The organism is Corticicoccus populi, from assembly GCF_042686195.1.
Taxonomy (GTDB): domain Bacteria; phylum Bacillota; class Bacilli; order Staphylococcales; family Salinicoccaceae; genus Corticicoccus; species Corticicoccus populi.
In genome coordinates, this window is record NZ_JBHUOQ010000004.1 from 581011 (window position 1) to 597129 (window position 16119).

Annotated in this window: 15 protein-coding genes and 1 other RNA gene; 15 read left to right on the forward strand and 1 reads right to left on the reverse strand. The window is 42.2% G+C overall.

Going from position 1 to position 16119, the window contains the following annotated elements; translation table 11 throughout:
- The gene (locus ACFSX4_RS12460) at positions 1-1365 is read left to right on the forward strand and encodes a gluconate:H+ symporter (RefSeq protein WP_377775334.1); all 1365 of its coding nucleotides are present in this window, start codon (positions 1-3) and stop codon (positions 1363-1365) included.
- A 14-nt stretch (positions 1366-1379) separates the two neighbouring features.
- A complete protein-coding gene (gene gnd / locus ACFSX4_RS12465) occupies positions 1380-2774 on the forward strand; it encodes a decarboxylating NADP(+)-dependent phosphogluconate dehydrogenase (RefSeq protein ID WP_377775336.1) in 1395 nt (464 codons plus the stop codon).
- A 32-nt stretch (positions 2775-2806) separates the two neighbouring features.
- Here gnd and ACFSX4_RS12470 read toward each other — a convergent pair whose 3' ends face one another.
- Positions 2807-3982, reverse strand: coding sequence for a M20 family metallopeptidase (locus tag ACFSX4_RS12470; RefSeq protein ID WP_377775338.1), 1176 nt, complete (start codon positions 3980-3982; stop codon positions 2807-2809).
- A 184-nt stretch (positions 3983-4166) separates the two neighbouring features.
- Between ACFSX4_RS12470 and ACFSX4_RS12475 the strand changes: the two genes are divergently transcribed.
- From ACFSX4_RS12475 to recR, 13 genes are all read left to right on the forward strand, one after another.
- Positions 4167-4616, forward strand: a complete 450-nt coding sequence (locus ACFSX4_RS12475) for a hypothetical protein (RefSeq protein WP_377775339.1) — start codon at positions 4167-4169, stop codon at positions 4614-4616.
- A 120-nt stretch (positions 4617-4736) separates the two neighbouring features.
- Positions 4737-5315: a shikimate kinase gene (locus ACFSX4_RS12480; protein ID WP_377775341.1), complete on the forward strand. Its 579-nt coding sequence runs from the start codon at positions 4737-4739 to the stop codon at positions 5313-5315.
- A gap of 140 nt (positions 5316-5455) precedes the next feature.
- Positions 5456-6172 carry a YehR family lipoprotein gene (locus tag ACFSX4_RS12485; protein ID WP_377775343.1) on the forward strand — a complete coding sequence of 239 codons (717 nt, stop codon included), beginning with the start codon at positions 5456-5458 and terminating at the stop codon, positions 6170-6172.
- Positions 6173-6258: 86 nt separating this feature from the next.
- Complete coding sequence (locus tag ACFSX4_RS12490; RefSeq protein ID WP_377775345.1) at positions 6259-6720, forward strand: DUF1307 domain-containing protein; 462 nt, start codon at positions 6259-6261, stop codon at positions 6718-6720.
- Positions 6721-6783: 63 nt separating this feature from the next.
- On the forward strand, positions 6784-7563 hold the full coding sequence (locus ACFSX4_RS12495; RefSeq protein ID WP_377775347.1) for an ABC transporter ATP-binding protein: 780 nt from the start codon (positions 6784-6786) through the stop codon (positions 7561-7563).
- A gap of 21 nt (positions 7564-7584) precedes the next feature.
- Positions 7585-8472: a carboxypeptidase-like regulatory domain-containing protein gene (locus ACFSX4_RS12500; protein ID WP_377775349.1), complete on the forward strand. Its 888-nt coding sequence runs from the start codon at positions 7585-7587 to the stop codon at positions 8470-8472.
- Positions 8473-8620: 148 nt separating this feature from the next.
- A complete protein-coding gene (gene treP / locus ACFSX4_RS12505; protein WP_377775351.1) occupies positions 8621-10069 on the forward strand; it encodes a PTS system trehalose-specific EIIBC component in 1449 nt (482 codons plus the stop codon).
- 27 nt (positions 10070-10096) lie between these two features.
- Positions 10097-11740 (forward strand): alpha,alpha-phosphotrehalase, encoded by a 1644-nt coding sequence (gene treC / locus ACFSX4_RS12510; protein ID WP_377775353.1) that lies wholly within the window; start codon positions 10097-10099, stop codon positions 11738-11740.
- A 54-nt stretch (positions 11741-11794) separates the two neighbouring features.
- Positions 11795-12523 carry a trehalose operon repressor gene (treR, locus tag ACFSX4_RS12515; RefSeq protein WP_377775355.1) on the forward strand — a complete coding sequence of 243 codons (729 nt, stop codon included), beginning with the start codon at positions 11795-11797 and terminating at the stop codon, positions 12521-12523.
- 47 nt (positions 12524-12570) lie between these two features.
- Positions 12571-12837, forward strand: an RNA gene (ffs, locus tag ACFSX4_RS12520) — signal recognition particle sRNA large type.
- A gap of 109 nt (positions 12838-12946) precedes the next feature.
- A complete protein-coding gene (dnaX, locus tag ACFSX4_RS12525) occupies positions 12947-14590 on the forward strand; it encodes a DNA polymerase III subunit gamma/tau (RefSeq protein ID WP_377775357.1) in 1644 nt (547 codons plus the stop codon).
- Positions 14591-14657: 67 nt separating this feature from the next.
- Positions 14658-14981, forward strand: coding sequence for a YbaB/EbfC family nucleoid-associated protein (locus ACFSX4_RS12530; RefSeq protein ID WP_377775359.1), 324 nt, complete (start codon positions 14658-14660; stop codon positions 14979-14981).
- Position 14982: 1 nt separating this feature from the next.
- A complete protein-coding gene (gene recR, locus ACFSX4_RS12535; protein ID WP_377775361.1) occupies positions 14983-15579 on the forward strand; it encodes a recombination mediator RecR in 597 nt (198 codons plus the stop codon).
- Positions 15580-16119: the final 540 nt, after the last annotated feature.

Here is a 16119-nt window from a genome sequence, read left to right on the forward strand (position 1 = left end):
ATGTTTGAACATATTTTACCCTTAATTATTATCGCTTTAGGCGTCGGTTTACTGCTCATCCTGATTATGAAATTAAATATCAATACATTTATCGCGCTCATCATCGTGTCATTTGTTGTGGCGGTTGCGCTCGGTATGCCGCTTGATGAAGTGGTCGATTCGATTCAGGGCGGTCTAGGAGACACCCTCGGCAGTATTGCTTTAATATTCGGATTTGGTGCAATGCTCGGTAAACTCGTGGCTGATGCCGGAGGCGCACAGCGTATTGCGGTGACTTTAATTGATAAATTCGGGGAAAAACGTATTCAATGGGCCGTAGTGACGGCATCATTTATTATTGGTATTGCTTTATTTTTCGAAGTCGGTCTGGTGCTGTTAATCCCGATTGTGTTCCAGATTGCAAAACAGCTTAAAGTCCCGCTGATGTATTTAGGAATTCCAATGACTGCAGCATTGTCAGTTACACACGGCTTCCTGCCGCCGCATCCGGGACCGACTGTCATCGCAGAGCAGTATGACGCAAATGTCGGAATGGTATTAATCTATGGTATTATTATTGCGGTACCGACTGTCGTGATCGCAGGCCCTTTATTTACAAAACTGGCAAAAAAACTTGCGCCGGATGCATTTAATAAAGAAGGCAGTCTGACAGCACTCGGGGGTATGAAAACATTCGATGATATAAATGAAGCACCGGGCTTTGGCGTCAGTGCACTGACAGCATTAATGCCTGTGATTTTGATGGCGGTCACAACAGTTGTTGAACTGGTACAGGAAATGACAGGTGCCGGCAGTCATTTATTCTTTGATATTATCAAAATCATCGGACAGCCGACGACGGCACTGTTAATTTCTCTTTTAATCGCAGTGTATACGATGGGAATCGCGAGAAAAATCCCGATGACGGAATTGATGAAATCCGCGGAATCATCGATTCGTGCTATCAGCATGATTCTTTTGATTACAGGCGCCGGCGGGGCATTGAAGCAGGTGTTGATCGACGGCGGTGTCGGTGATTCTGTGGCAGCACTCTTTTCAGGGTCTGCGATGTCACCGCTTGTTCTCTCATGGCTGATTGCAGCGGTATTAAGAATTGCGCTCGGTTCTGCGACAGTAGCGGCTTTGACAACAGCGGGGCTCGTGATTCCGCTGATGCAGGGATCGGATGTTAATGTGGCGTTGATGGTACTTGCGACGGGTGCAGGCAGTTTGATTGCTTCCCATGTCAACGATACAGGGTTCTGGATATTCAAAGAGTATTTTGATTTAACGATGAAAGAAACATTCGCAACATGGACACTGCTTGAAACCGTAATTTCAGTTTCAGGTCTTGTGTTTGTACTTATATTAAGCATATTTGTGTAAAGGATGGATAAGAGATGAATACAATTGGATTATATGGACTGGGTGTTATGGGAGCGAGCTTAGCCGGCAATATGCTGAATAAGGGCGAGAAGGTCGCTGTTTACAATCATACACCGGATTTAACGGACAAGTTTAAATCTGATTTTCCGCATGAGAATGCAGACCTGCACTACGACCTTAAGCGTTTTGTGTCATCACTTGAAACGCCGCGTAAAATATTTTTGCTCGTGACCGCAGGCTCTGTCACGGATTCAGTGATTGAATCACTCTCACCTCTGCTCGATAAAGGCGATATTATTATGGACGGCGGAAATTCTAATTTTGTTGATTCGAACCGCAGATATCATGCTCTGAAAGAACAGAGAATACATTTCCTTGGTGTCGGTGTTTCCGGCGGTCAGGAAGGTGCCTTGAAGGGGCCGGCACTGATGCCGGGCGGTGATGAAGCGGCTTATAAAGAAGTGGCGCCGGTGCTTGAAAAAATTTCAGCACAGGTGAATGGCAAAGCCTGCTGTGCATATGTCGGCAGAGAAGGATCAGGACATTATGTGAAAATGATTCATAACGGAATCGAGTATGCAGATATGCAGTTAATTACAGAAACATATCAAATCATGAGAAATATACTCGGTTATACAGTTGAAGAGATTGCGGATATTTTTGAAGAATGGAATCAGGGAGAACTTGAAAGCTACCTGCTTGAAATTACATCTGATATTTTAAGACGAAAAGATGATGACACAGGCCGTCCGCTGGTTGATGTGATATTGGATAAGTCCGGACAGAAAGGCACTGGAAAATGGACGAGCCAGAATGCACTTGATTTAGGTGTACCGCTGTCTATTATTACAGAGTCCGTATTCGCACGCTTCTTATCCAGCTTGAAAAATGAAAGAGTAGAAGCAGCTGTGAAGCTGAACGGTCCTGAACCGAAACTTGAAACTAACAGGGAAGAATGGCTTGAGATATTAAGGCAGGCATTGTTTGTCGGTAAGATTAATGCCTACACTCAAGGCTTCCAGCAGTATAAGAAGGCATCGGATGAGTATCAGTGGGAATTGAACCTTCGCGAAATTGCACTGATTTTCCGCGGCGGCTGTATTATCCGTGCATCTATACTGAACCAGATTAGTGCAGCATATGATGAAGATAAAGATTTAAATAATCTGCTGCTGGCGTCTTACTTTAATGATAAAGTGAATGATTATGAATCATCACTGCGCCGCATTGTTGTGAAGGCAGTTGAAAATGGTCTCTACGTACCGTGTCTGACTGCGTCATTAACTTACTATGACGGTTACCGTTCTGCAGAGAGCGGTGCGAATATGATTCAGGCACAGCGTGATTATTTTGGTGCCCATACGTATCAGCGTAATGATAAAGACGGAGTATTCCATACAGAATGGTAAAAAAACGGCGACTGAAAAAGTCGCCGTTTTTATTAGTTTTGTTCCATATATTCTAAAGTGGTTTTACCGAGGACTTTTGCGGCAGTAAGCAGTGCTTTTTCGTCAATGTCGAATTTTGGATGATGGTGCGGGTACGGATCATCCACGCCCTCAGGCTGTGCACCTGTAAAGAAGTATGCGCCTTTTACTTTCTGCAGGTAGTAGGAATAGTCTTCCCCGCCCATAATCGGTGATACCTCTTTAATTTCATTGACCCCGGGAACATCTTTCGCGCAGTCCATTGCGAACTCCACCTGTTCCTCGTGGTTGATTGTCACCGGGTAGCCGCGTTGGAAATCATAATCATAATCCGCACCTGAGAGCATTACCGTGCCTTTAACGACCTGTTCAATTTCCTCTTCAATTTGAGTTCTGACTTCTTCGCTTAATGCACGTACTGTTCCTTTAATTTCAGCAGTATCCTGGATGACGTTATAAGGTCCTTTCGCATCAAATGAACATACTGAAATAACGGCAGGGTCAAGCGGGTCGATTCTACGGCTGACAATCTGCTGTAAGTTCACAACGAGCTGAGACGCAATTAAAATACTGTCTTTAGTATTGTGCGGCGCTGCACCGTGGCCGCCGCGTCCTTTTACAGTAATTTCAAATGCATCCGACGATGCCTGAAGTTCTTTTTTCGCATAATTTAATTCACCGAGAGGTGTCTGTGACTGTAGATGGGTACCGAAAATGACATCGACGCCTTCAAGGCAGCCGTCGTCAATCATTGGTTTCGCACCACCCGGCGGCAGTTCTTCTGCGTGCTGGTGAATAAATACCACATTCCCTTTCAGCTCATCCTGCATCTGGTTGAGTACTTTAGCGAGACCGAGCAGTGTCGCAGTGTGTCCGTCATGTCCGCATGCGTGCATCACACCCGGGTTAACAGACTGAAATTCAAGATTCGTCTCTTCATGAATCGGCAGTGCGTCAAAATCTGCACGCAGTGCAACAGTCGGTCCGTCGTGGGCACCTTCCAAATAAGCAACAACACCGTTACCTCCGACATTTGTTCTGACTTTATGTCCGAGTTTTTCATGAAATGCTGCAATATATTTCGGGGTCTCTACTTCTTCAAATGATAATTCCGGATTTTGATGAAGATGACGTCTGATTTCAACAATTTCATCGTAAACAGCATCCAGTTTTGAGTATAATGCTTCCATCTAAACACTCCTTATGTAATATTCTTTTCAATAATACCATAATATTTTGAAAACCGGAATAATTCAAATTAATCAGACGTATTGATGTAAAGAGGTATTTACACATGCCTGAAGGCTTGTGAGTTTAAGTAGTGGGTGGTTCACTGTATAATGATTGATATTAAAGTTAAAGGAGCATATATGTATGGCTGAAAAATATGTTGAATTATTTTTGAAAGAAGTAGACAGTAATAAAGAAAACTTCGAAAAGGAAAAAGAAGTATACCAGAACGTTAAAAGCCTGATAAAAACAGATTTGAAAGAAATTGAAGCGGGCTTAAGACCGATTACAGAATATATTTCAAGTCACTATTCTGCGATTTCCGATGTCAGACAGGTTGCAGACTATGAGCAGTTGAGTGTGAATTATAAGGAGCATACGCTGATCAGTTACCGTTTCTATTATAATAAAGAAGAAGCGGCGTATTATATTAACCTCGGCGGTGAGATTGCTCTTCCTTCCTTTAAAATCACAGTTACCGGTGATAAAGCTTCATATACCGCAGAAGGCAGAGAATATACAGTGGATGAAATCATTGAGAATCATGTGAAAAAAATTGCCGCATATGTTGCAGCAGATTATTACAGAATATAGTTTATTATTTACGGCAGGGATGATTTCCCTGCCTTTTTAAATTAAATTCAATTTTCTGTTTGAGGCAGCGTCAGGATTTGATATCTTTATTATGAGAGAAATACACTTGGAGGTAATCTATTGAAATTTATTATGATTTTCGGTCCGCAGGCATCAGGCAAGATGACTATAGGCGGGAAAGTGGCCGATGCATTTAAACTGCCCCTCCTTTATAATCATGTGACACTTGATGTTGTGTGGCCTTATATCGGATGGAATGATACGACTTTTAAGCTGTCGGAGCAGCTGAGAATGGGGATTTTCAATCATATCGCAGATGAAGAAAATCATCCGGGAATTGTGTTTACTTTTGTCTGGGATTTCAGCAGTGAAGAAGACAGGGAGTACGTGGACAGTATCAGGGAACTGTTTAATAAAAGTCATCAGAAAATGTATTTTGTTGAATTGGAAGCAGATATTGAGGAAAGGCTGATAAGGAATGAGACGGAGTACAGGCTGTCCAAAAAACCATCGAAACGGAACATTGAATTTTCGCGGCAGGAACTGCTTCATTCAGCAGAGAATCACAGGTTGAATTCTAACCCGGGTGAAGTCGCGGCGGAACATTATTTAAAGATTGATGTGACACACCTTACGGCTGATGAATCGGCCTCGGAAATTATAGACTGGATATATGCTCTTGAGCAGACAGTTGATTAAGTCCGGTGTTTTTCACAGATATTAAATAATCTTTATTTTTTGAATTGTTTTTGTTTGTGGCTCAAAATATTAGGGTATGGTTTTGAAACCCTTTACTACATAGTAAAAGAGGACATATTTAAAGATTGGAGATGTGATTTATGAAGCGGTTATTACAATTGCTTGCAGCAGCTTGTCTGGTTCTTGTCATTGCAGCATGCGGAAACAATGATGATTCAAATGATGACGCAGCAACAGAAGAGACAGATACGGAGGAAACGGCGACAGAGGAAACAGACACTGATTCCGGAACAGATGACACGGCGGAAGAAGAGTCTGAGGAAGACACGACAGTAACTGAAGGCGAAACGTCTGAAGAAACTTCAACGGAAGAAGTTGACGGGGAAGACTCCAACGACTCAAGCACAAGCGGTGAAGAGGCTGGAGAAGAAGAAACAGCAGCTTCTGATGAGAATATGACAGACGGTCAGGAAGAAACAAAAACATTTATTCTTGAGCAGAACGGCATGACCAATACTTTGGAATATACTTATGTAGACGATCGTGTGCTGGTTCAGACTTCAGCAACAGAAGCGACTTATGAAGCATTAGGAGCGACAGATGAAGAATCTGCAAGAGCACAGCTTGACCCGATTGTTGAAAGATATCAAAATACTGAAGGTATTACTCATAATATCGATTATAATGATACTGGAATTCATGAGACGCTGGAAGTGGACTACGAAATAGCAAGTATCGCAGAAGTTGCGAATCTTGACGGTGCTGAATTTGAAGGTGACGTGGATGAAGCGCAGTTTATCAGTATGACACAGACTGAACAGCAGCTTTTAAACAGCGGTTATCAACTTCAGGAATAATTGAGAAGAAGATTGAAAATCTGCGGAATAAACCCCAAAATAATACTTTGGGGTTTATTTAATATATATTGGGAGTGTGTGGAATAATGAAGAAAGTTCTTCTTTTGGCAGTGATGTCATTCGCATTGCTTTTAGCAGCATGTGGGAGCAGCAGTACCAAAACATTTTCATATGAGGAGGAGGGGCTGACGTCGGAAATGACGTTTACCTATAATGGGGATACTGTAGAAAATGAAGTGTCCACAACGACTTTGGAATATGAAGCACTCGGCCTCAGGTCACAGGAAGATGCAGAGTCTGTACTTGCTGATTTTGCGCTGGATCTTGAAGGTGTGGAAGGTGTAACGTACAATTTTGAATATGGTGAAACTGAAGCAGTCGAAACACTGGAAATTGATTATAATACAGTTGAACTGTCTGAATTGCGTTCTGCCGGCATTGAAATTGAAGGTGAAGAAGATGCCGATACAATCAGTATGGAGCAGACTGAAGCGAACCTGATTGATGAGGGATACGAAGTGACCAATGAAGGTGAGTCAGAAGAGTAGATATGAGGTGCTCCGGTAATTTTTGGAGCACTTTATTCCTTTAAACGGAAAGGGGATGAAATAATGAAACATATTATACATATGGGCAGTGTATGCTGGCGGCGTGAAGGACAGGATATTTTAAAGAATATCTGCTGGGACGTCACTGAAGGCGAACAGTGGGCGGTGCTTGGATTGAACGGGTCAGGGAAAACGTCGATTCTTAATATTATTACGGGTTACAATTACCCGACAAGCGGCAGTGTGAATGTACTTGGGACAGAATTCGGTAAGGCGAGCATTCCTGAAATGCGTAAAAAAATAGGCTATGTCAGCAATGCGTTGGATAAATTCAGTGGTACACTGAACAGAGAAACAGTTGAGAATATCATTTTAAGCGGCAGGTTTTCATCATTTGGCATTTATCAGAAAATCGATGAAAATGATGAGAAAAAAGCACTTGATATCATGAAAGGACTGCGTCTCGAATATCTTAAGGGAAAAACGTATCAAGTGTTGTCCCAAGGAGAAAAGCGGCGGGCATTAATCGGACGGGCAATGATGGCGGAGCCGGAACTGCTCATACTTGATGAACCTTGTACCGGACTTGATGTACTTTCAAGGGAGGATGTTCTCAATATTACAAAGGATATTCATGCAATGAACTGCCACATGCTCTATGTGACGCATCATATTGAAGAGATTACAGATGTAATTTCTCATGTATTATTGGTAAAGGATGGTACAATTGTAGCAGCGGGTCCAAAACAAGACGTGTTAACCTCATCGTTACTGAGTGACACATATAAAATTCCTGTAAAAATCCACTGGGAAAATAACCGCCCGTGGATGTCTATCATCTAGAACAATACGGAGGGATGTTTAATGTTTAAGAAGGCGTCAGCCTTACTGCTCATCAGTGTTTTCAGTTTATCTTCAGTCAGTTATGCAGATACATTTGAAGATAATTCGTTCAATGAAGACCAAAACAATACATATAATGAACCGTCGGAGGACTTTAACGGGACGGATCAGAATCAAGATAACAGTTATAATGAGAACCAGTACAACAATGATGAATTTAACAATTACAATGATGGTTTTAATGAGTATAACGATAATGGGTATAACGACGGATATTCAGATGACAGTTACAATAATGATTATTATGACGGTAATGAATACAGCGATGAATATACAGAAGAGCCTGCATTTGAGGAAGAGGTGGTTGAGCCCGAGCCTGAGATTATTCCTGAACCTGAACCCGAAATAACAGAACCTGTTGAAGTGTATGAAGAGCCGGAAGAACCTGAGGAACCGGTTGAAATTCAAATTAATCAGCTGGAAACAGAGAGTGTTAAAGTGACCGGCCGTGTGGTTGATGAAGAAAATAATCCGGTCGTTGGTGTAAAGCTGTCATTAACAGGTGAAACAGCACTTGAAGCGGTGACGGACGATGCGGGAGAATTTATTTTTGAAGAAGTGGACAGCGGGGATTATGAGCTTACTGTTTTGGAAGCGGAAGGTTATGCTGTCGATGAAGCAGCAGAATCTTTCAGTGTCGGCAACCGTAATAAGTCAGGGGTGATATTGACCCTTTCAGAAGAAGAAACAGAAATCGCCCTGCCGCCGAGTGAAGTTGATGCGGGGGAAGAAGTTTCCGGGGAAACAGCCGGTCATTTAAGCCCTATGGACTGGACGTTGATAGGAATCGGTATTATTTTTTCAATTACAGGACTGACAGTGTTCATATTAAAAAGAATCAGATCGTAGACTGAAGCAGTCCGGCAGAAGCCGGGCTGCTTTTTTGATTGGTATCGAATATTAAAAATTGAAAAATTATCCACCACTTGTCTATACATGTTTGTTGTGCTATATTTAAGTTGATTGAAACGTTTTCATAATAAGGAGAGTGAATAATATGGCAGTAAATCGTGATGATGTCCGTGCGATTATTGAAGCAATCGGCGGAGCGGAGAATGTGAATGCCGCAACACATTGTGTCACGCGTCTTCGTCTGGCACTTGAAGATGAGAGTAAAGTAGATAAGAATAAACTGGATTCCATCGATTTAGTCAAAGGTTCTTTTGCAGCGAATAATCAGTTCCAAATTGTCATCGGCCAGGGAACGGTTGATGAAGCTTTTAAGATATTTGAGGCGGAAACCGGCAAGGGCGGCGGTTCAAAAGAAGAAGTGAAAAAAGCTGCAGCAAGTAAGATGAACCCGCTTCAGCGTTTTGTTAAAATGCTCGGTGATATTTTTATTCCGATTTTACCTGCGATTGTAACAGCAGGTCTGTTGCTTGGTCTTAATAATATTTTAACAATCGAAGGATTATTCTTCGACGAATCTGTTGTACAGCGTTTCCCGGGAATTGAAGGAATCGCAAGCATGATTAACTTTATCGCGGTCGCACCGTTCATATTCCTGCCGGTGTTAATCGGCTGGTCTGCGATGAAAGTGTTCGGCGGCAACCCGCTGCTTGGTATAGCACTCGGTCTTTTAATGTGTCACCCGGATCTTGCCAGTCAGTATGGTTTATTTGACCAGGAGGCGGGTCAGCTCGCTGAAATTCCAACATGGCATGTATTCGGTCTGGAAGTCCAGCAGCTGAATTATCAGGGACAGGTTCTGCCTGTACTTGCCGCAGCATGGCTGCTTGCGAAAGTTGAAGGATTTTTGAACAAGCGTATACACGATATGTTTAAACTGCTGCTTGTCGCACCGATTTCATTGCTTGTTGTCGGCATACTGACGTATATGCTGATCGGTCCGGTAACATTGTGGATGAGCGGAATTATTTCCGACAGCATTGTATGGTTGTTTGAAACAGCAGGTGTGCTTGGCGGAGCAGTATACGGCTTATTCTATGCACCGCTTGTAATTACAGGGCTTCATCATATGTTCCTTGCAGTGGATCTTCAGTTGATCGGTACGACAGGAGCAACATTCTTGTGGCCGATTCTTGCAATTTCAAACATTGCACAGGGTTCAGCGGCATTCGGTGCCTATGTAATTTACCGACGTCAGAAAAAGAAAAAAGAGCAGGGTCTTGCAATGACTTCCGGAATTTCCGGCTGGCTCGGTGTTACAGAACCTGCAATGTTTGGTGTAAACCTGCCGCTTAAATATCCATTTATCGCAGCAATTATTACCACTTCAATTGTGGGTGCATTATTTGGATTGAACGCCCTTACTGCAGCAAGTGTTGGTGTCGGCGGTGTGCCGGGTGTTATATCAATCACTAGAGGATTCTGGGGATTATTCGCTATTGGTATGGCAATTGCAATTGTTGTGCCGTTCCTGCTGACACTGTTGTTCAGCAGATTTGTAAAAGAAGAAGCAAAAGAAATGGTAGATGTCGATTAATTTTTATAAAAAGAAGGAGTTTTTGTCGTGGCAGTCAGCGACTGGAGAAAGTCAGTAGTATATCAAATTTATCCTAAATCATTTAATGATACGACCGGCAGCGGTATGGGGGATATCAGAGGAATTATTGAGAAGCTTGATTACGTGCAGGCTCTCGGGGTCGATTTTATTTGGCTCACACCAATTTATGAATCACCGATGCATGATAATGGTTATGATATCAGTGATTACTATAAGATCAATGAACGGTTTGGTAATATTGATGATTTTAAAACATTGATTCAGGAAGCACATCAAAGAGGGATTAAGGTCATGCTTGATATTGTCATTAATCATACTTCTACATCCCATGAGTGGTTTGTGGAAGCACAGAAGTCAAAAGACAATCCCTACAGAGATTATTATATTTGGCGGGACGGGGATTATGATTCTCCGCCCACCAACTGGGAGTCTAAGTTCGGCGGTAATGCCTGGCAGTATGATGATGACAGTAACCAGTATTATCTGAGATTGTTTGATGTCACCCAGGCGGATTTGAACTGGGAGAATGATGCTGTGCGGAGAGAATTGTATGAAATGATTAATTACTGGATTGATTTTGGTGTAGACGGCTTCAGGTTTGATGTCATCAATCTGATATCGAAAGGCGATTTTGAAAATACGGTGCACGGTCCGGGTAAAGAATTTTATACAGACGGGCCGAAAGTACATGATTATATTCATGAAATGAACCGCAGTACTTTTGGCGGGAAAGATATTATGACCGTCGGGGAAATGTCTTCAACAACAATTGATCACTGCATCAAATATACGAAGCCTGAACGTCAGGAATTAAGTTCTGTGTTTAACTTCCATCATTTGAAAGTGGATTATCCAAATGGTGAGAAATGGACATCCTCTCCGTATGATTTTATTGAATTGAAGCGGATATTGATGGAATGGCAGGAAGGTATGGATCAGGGCGGCGGCTGGAATGCGATTTTCTGGTGCAATCATGATCAGCCGAGAGTCGTTTCGCGTTTCGGCAGTGACCGTACAGATGAAGAAAGAGTACTCAGTGCCAAAATGCTTGCGATTTCACTTCACGGCCTGAAAGGAACCCCTTATATTTATCAGGGGGAGGAGCTCGGGATGACGAACCCGAAGTTCTCACGTATTGATCAGTATAAAGATGTAGAAAGTTTGAATGCCTATGAGTCATTGAGAGCAAAAGGTACTGCGTCGGATGCAGTCTTGAAAATCTTATCTGAAAAATCCCGTGATAATTCCCGGACGCCGATGCAGTGGGACAATTCCAAAAATGCAGGATTCACTGACGGTGAACCATGGATTGACCTCGCACCGGATACATCCGTTGTTAACGCCGAGGCTGCATTAAAGGACGAAGAGTCTGTATTCTACACATATAAAAAACTGATTGAACTCAGACATGAAACGGATATCCTTACGTACGGCAGCGTTGAACCATTATTAATGAACGATCAGAATTTATTTGTATACAAGCGTATCCTTGATGGTGAAGTACTGACTGCTGTTGCCAACTATTCCAATAAATCAGTACCTTATCCGGAGAACATCAGTATCGACGGGTCAGTGTTGATTTCAAATTACGATGATACAGTTGATGTACTACGGCCTTTTGAAGCGAAGTTGTTGCACAGAACAGAATAGGTGACGTATATTAAAATGTATGATTAAAACATACAGGATGTGCAGGTGGCGACAATGAATATCAACAAGTATAATCAGATTTATCAAGTGCTGTCAGGTGAAATTATTGAAGGGGTATACCAGAATCAGGAAAACCTGCCGTCAGAGCATGCGCTCGTGGAACGGTTCAGTGTTTCACGTGAGACGGTGCGTAAAGCTTTGAATATGCTGCGTGAGAATGGTTTTATTCAAAAAGTGAAGGGCAAAGGTTCTGTGGTAATTTATGATCATACGATGGACTTTACAGTTTCCCACTTAACCAGCTTTAAAGAGATTCAGGAAATGAAATCCATTAGATACGAGACAAATGTTGTAGAACTTGCAGTTTATGATGCGGAAGATGTGCCGAAAGTGCAGAAGGCGCTCGGGCTCTATCCGAAAGATAAAATCTGGAAACTGGTCAGACAGAGGATTCATGACAGCAAGACACATATTATTGATACGGATTTCTTTCTCCATGAACTGATGCCGGGATTGAATGAGGAAGTTGCCAAACAGTCGACATATCAGTATATAGAAGAGAGACTCGGTCTGTCGATTGCCTATGCGTACAAAGAAATTACGTTTGAACCGATGACAGCGGCAGAACTTGATTTGTTCGGCCCGGTAACACCACAGTACGCAGCAACTGTGAAGTCAGTCGTATACCTTAATGAAGCGAAGCCGTTTCAATATAACGTATCCAAGCACCTGGCGTCTGAATTTAAATTTACAGACTTTTCAAGACGGTTTACAGGAGAATGATATGAACTTGTTGCAATAGCGTCTCTAATTTGATATTATTTAACGTGCCGTGCTAAGTGGGGAATTAGCGGTGCCCTGTATCTGCAATCCGCTCCAGCAGAGCTGAATTCCGCTTCTGAGGAGAATCGGTGTGAGGACTGCCTTGAAATTACCGGTGTTGAGAATCCGGTCCTATGCAATAGAACGTCACGAACCATGTCAGGTCCGGAAGGAAGCAGCATTAAGTGGCCCATTCTATGTGCCGTAGGGCAGCCGGGTTTGAGCTGGTGTTTCAAGTAACGCTTGTGCTGATTCTACGAGGAAGCGGTGCACGGTTACATATTATGACCACATCTTTGGATGTGGTTTTTTTATGGAAAAAATTAAGCAGTGTATTATGATATAATGAACAGCGTAATTGATAATTTTCGGAGGTGCTGCTGGATGGAGTATCAAGCACTATATCGGGCGTTCAGGCCGCAGACTTTTGGCGATGTTGTCGGCCAGAAGCATGTGACTAAAACACTGAGAAATGCAATCGTCAGAAATAAAGAATCACATGCCTACCTGTTTAACGGACCCAGAGGGACAGGGAAGACTAGTATTGCAAAAATATTTGCGAAAGCATTAAACTGTCAGTTCCAGGAGAACGGAGAGCCGTGTAACGAGTGTGACTTATGTCAGAGTATTACGGACGGCAGTGCGAATGATGTGATTGAAATAGATGCTGCAAGTAACAACGGTGTTGATGAAATACGCAACATTCGTGAAAAAGTAAAATACGCCCCTTCAGTGGCGGCGTATAAGGTTTATATTATAGATGAAGTGCATATGTTAACGACAGGTGCATTTAATGCACTTTTAAAAACACTTGAAGAACCGCCGGGGCACGCGGTGTTTATTTTAGCGACCACTGAGCCGCACAAAATACCGGCAACGATTATTTCCAGATGTCAGCGCTTTGATTTCAAGGCAATAGAATTAAATGAAATTATAGACCGACTTCAATATGTCGCATCGAAAGAAAATCTTGAATATGAAACAGAGGCAGTTGAATATATCGCACGCACTTCTGAAGGCGGGATGAGGGATGCACTCAGTATCATGGACCAGGTGATTGCGTACAGTAATGAAAAAATCACTCTGGATGATGCAGTGATGATTACAGGCGGTATTAAATCTGTCGAATTAAATGAATGGCTGAAGTTAATAGAAGAAAAGAATTCCAAGGAAGCATTTTTGAAATATCATCAGTTTATAGATGAAGGTAAAGATCCGACGCGCCTTGTACATGAGCTGGTATATTATATCAGGGATATTATTCTGATGAAGCATTCCAATGAAGCAGATGAGAGTACTGCATTTTTTAACGCGGATGATAAGGTTCTATATGAGATGATAGATGTATTGAATGATGCGATGGTGATGATGCGTTTTTCAGTCAATACAAGTGTCCATCTGGAAGTGGTTATCGTCAAGTTGATTGAAGTTCTGAATAAACAGAGGGAAGCTCTTCCGGCTTCGAACGTTGATTTGTCTCATATTGAGAATCAGATTAAATCACTGGAGCAGAAACTGCAGAATATTGAATCAGTGCCCGCAGCTCAAAAAACTGAAAAACAGACACGTACCGTTTCGAAGGGTAAAGGTTATTCAATCAGTCAGATAGAAAAGGTGCTCGACAGAGCAAATAAGGAAGACATTGCGAAACTTAAAGAGGGCTGGCCGAAAGTCTACCAGCATGTTTCGGATAAAAATCTGCAGTCACTGAGATCTTTAATTAAAGACTCCGTTCCGGTTGCAGCGAGTGACACTCATGTACTGATTAAGCTCGATAATGATATTCATTCAGAATTAATCAATACAAATGAAGACAAGAAGCGGGAACTTGAATCCGTTATTTCTACTATTATAGGAAAGTCTGTTGATGTAGTCGGGGTACCTGAGTCAAGCTGGCAGCAGGTGAGAGCGGATTATATTAAGGAAAAGAAGCCGCAGCCGAAATCACAGCCGGAAAACGATGAGAAAAAACCGTCGGACCTTGCAAAAGAGATGTTCGGAGCGGATATTGTTGAAACAAGGGAATAGTTTCATTTTGTAATACAGCAACAATCATATATAATAGTAAAAGATAAATTAATTGGAGGAATTTTAAATGCGTGGCGGAATGAATAATATGCAGGGCATGATGAAACAGATGCAGAAGATGCAGAAGAAAATGCAGGAAGAACAGGAAAAATTAAAAGAAGAAAAAGTAGAAGGTTCTGCAGGCGGCGGTATGGTTAAAGTAATCGTATCCGGAGACAAGCAAGTGCTGGATGTTGAAGTTGCAGAAGAAGTGGTTGATCCGGATGATGTTGATATGCTTCAGGATTTGATTGTTGCGGCAACAAATGAAGCGATGAACAAAGCCGATGAATTAACAAGTGAAAGATTAGGCAAGCACACTCAAGGTTTAAATATCCCGGGAATGATGTAGTATGCATTATCCCGAACCGATATCTAAGCTTATTGACAGCTTCATGAAACTGCCGGGCATTGGGCCTAAGACCGCCCAGCGTCTGGCATTTTATGTTCTTAATATGAAGGAAGATGATGTAGTAGATTTTTCGAGAAGTCTGATGAAAGTAAAAAGAGAGCTGCAGTTTTGTTCAACCTGCGGGCACATTACTGATGTAGATCCGTGTTATATATGCAGTGATAAGCAAAGGGACCGCAGTGTCATATGTGTGGTTCAGGATACAAAAGATGTCATAGCGATGGAAAAGATGCGGGAATACCGGGGTCTTTATCATGTACTGCACGGAGCCATCAGTCCGATGGACGGCATAGGGCCTGAGGATATCAACGTACCTTCATTGATTGAGCGTCTTAAAGATGAAGAAGTTAAAGAACTGATTCTTGCAACGAATCCCAATATCGAAGGTGAGTCAACTGCAATGTATATATCGAGACTGGTTAAACCTGTAGGGATTAAAACCACGCGTCTCGCCCATGGACTGCCTGTTGGAGGAGACTTGGAATACGCTGACGAAGTGACTTTGTCGAAAGCGATAGAGTACAGAACAGAATTGTAGAGAATCCGTGAGTACTGTCAAATCAGTGCTTTACGGATTTTTTAAATAAAATGATAAAAAATGCTTGCACTTGATGATATATGCCTGTATAGTATTATCTTGTCGAGCGAAACAGCCGGCACAAAAAAACTACATGGCAGCACACATTCCGGGGTGTAAAATTGACACTTGAGTGAGGCTGAAAAAGTGTGTAGTATATAAACGGTCGCTGTCCGACAGACACGATGCACAAGCGTGACAGAGTGTAAAAGTGGTACTTGCTTGAACGGATTCGAGCGTGTAACATAGGACGAGTCGTGAAGAAACGACGCGGCAGGAAATGATTATCGGGTGTAAAACTGCCCCTTGCATTTCAAACCGTAACAACGTAATATAGTAAGGGTCGCTTGAGAGAGCGATGTGAATAGACAGTCCAAACCAACTGAAAAAAAGTTGAAAAAAGACTTGTCAAACGATTCAGAAAATGGTAAGATAGAAAAGCAACACAAAACGAAGCACATTGAAAACTGAATGACAATATGTCAACGTTAATTCCAATAA

What these genes read in the sequence shown, in the direction of transcription:
- ACFSX4_RS12460 (WP_377775334.1), top strand. Translation starts at nt 1, where the DNA reads ATGTTTGAACATATTTTACCCTTAATTATTATCGCTTTAGGCGTCGGT.
- gnd (WP_377775336.1), top strand. Translation starts at nt 1,380, where the DNA reads ATGAATACAATTGGATTATATGGACTGGGTGTTATGGGAGCGAGCTTA.
- ACFSX4_RS12470 (WP_377775338.1), bottom strand. Translation starts at nt 3,982, where the DNA reads ATGGAAGCATTATACTCAAAACTGGATGCTGTTTACGATGAAATTGTT.
- ACFSX4_RS12475 (WP_377775339.1), top strand. Translation starts at nt 4,167, where the DNA reads ATGGCTGAAAAATATGTTGAATTATTTTTGAAAGAAGTAGACAGTAAT.
- ACFSX4_RS12485 (WP_377775343.1), top strand. Translation starts at nt 5,456, where the DNA reads ATGAAGCGGTTATTACAATTGCTTGCAGCAGCTTGTCTGGTTCTTGTC.
- ACFSX4_RS12490 (WP_377775345.1), top strand. Translation starts at nt 6,259, where the DNA reads ATGAAGAAAGTTCTTCTTTTGGCAGTGATGTCATTCGCATTGCTTTTA.
- ACFSX4_RS12495 (WP_377775347.1), top strand. Translation starts at nt 6,784, where the DNA reads ATGAAACATATTATACATATGGGCAGTGTATGCTGGCGGCGTGAAGGA.
- ACFSX4_RS12500 (WP_377775349.1), top strand. Translation starts at nt 7,585, where the DNA reads ATGTTTAAGAAGGCGTCAGCCTTACTGCTCATCAGTGTTTTCAGTTTA.
- treP (WP_377775351.1), top strand. Translation starts at nt 8,621, where the DNA reads ATGGCAGTAAATCGTGATGATGTCCGTGCGATTATTGAAGCAATCGGC.
- treR (WP_377775355.1), top strand. Translation starts at nt 11,795, where the DNA reads ATGAATATCAACAAGTATAATCAGATTTATCAAGTGCTGTCAGGTGAA.
- dnaX (WP_377775357.1), top strand. Translation starts at nt 12,947, where the DNA reads ATGGAGTATCAAGCACTATATCGGGCGTTCAGGCCGCAGACTTTTGGC.
- ACFSX4_RS12530 (WP_377775359.1), top strand. Translation starts at nt 14,658, where the DNA reads ATGCGTGGCGGAATGAATAATATGCAGGGCATGATGAAACAGATGCAG.
- recR (WP_377775361.1), top strand. Translation starts at nt 14,983, where the DNA reads ATGCATTATCCCGAACCGATATCTAAGCTTATTGACAGCTTCATGAAA.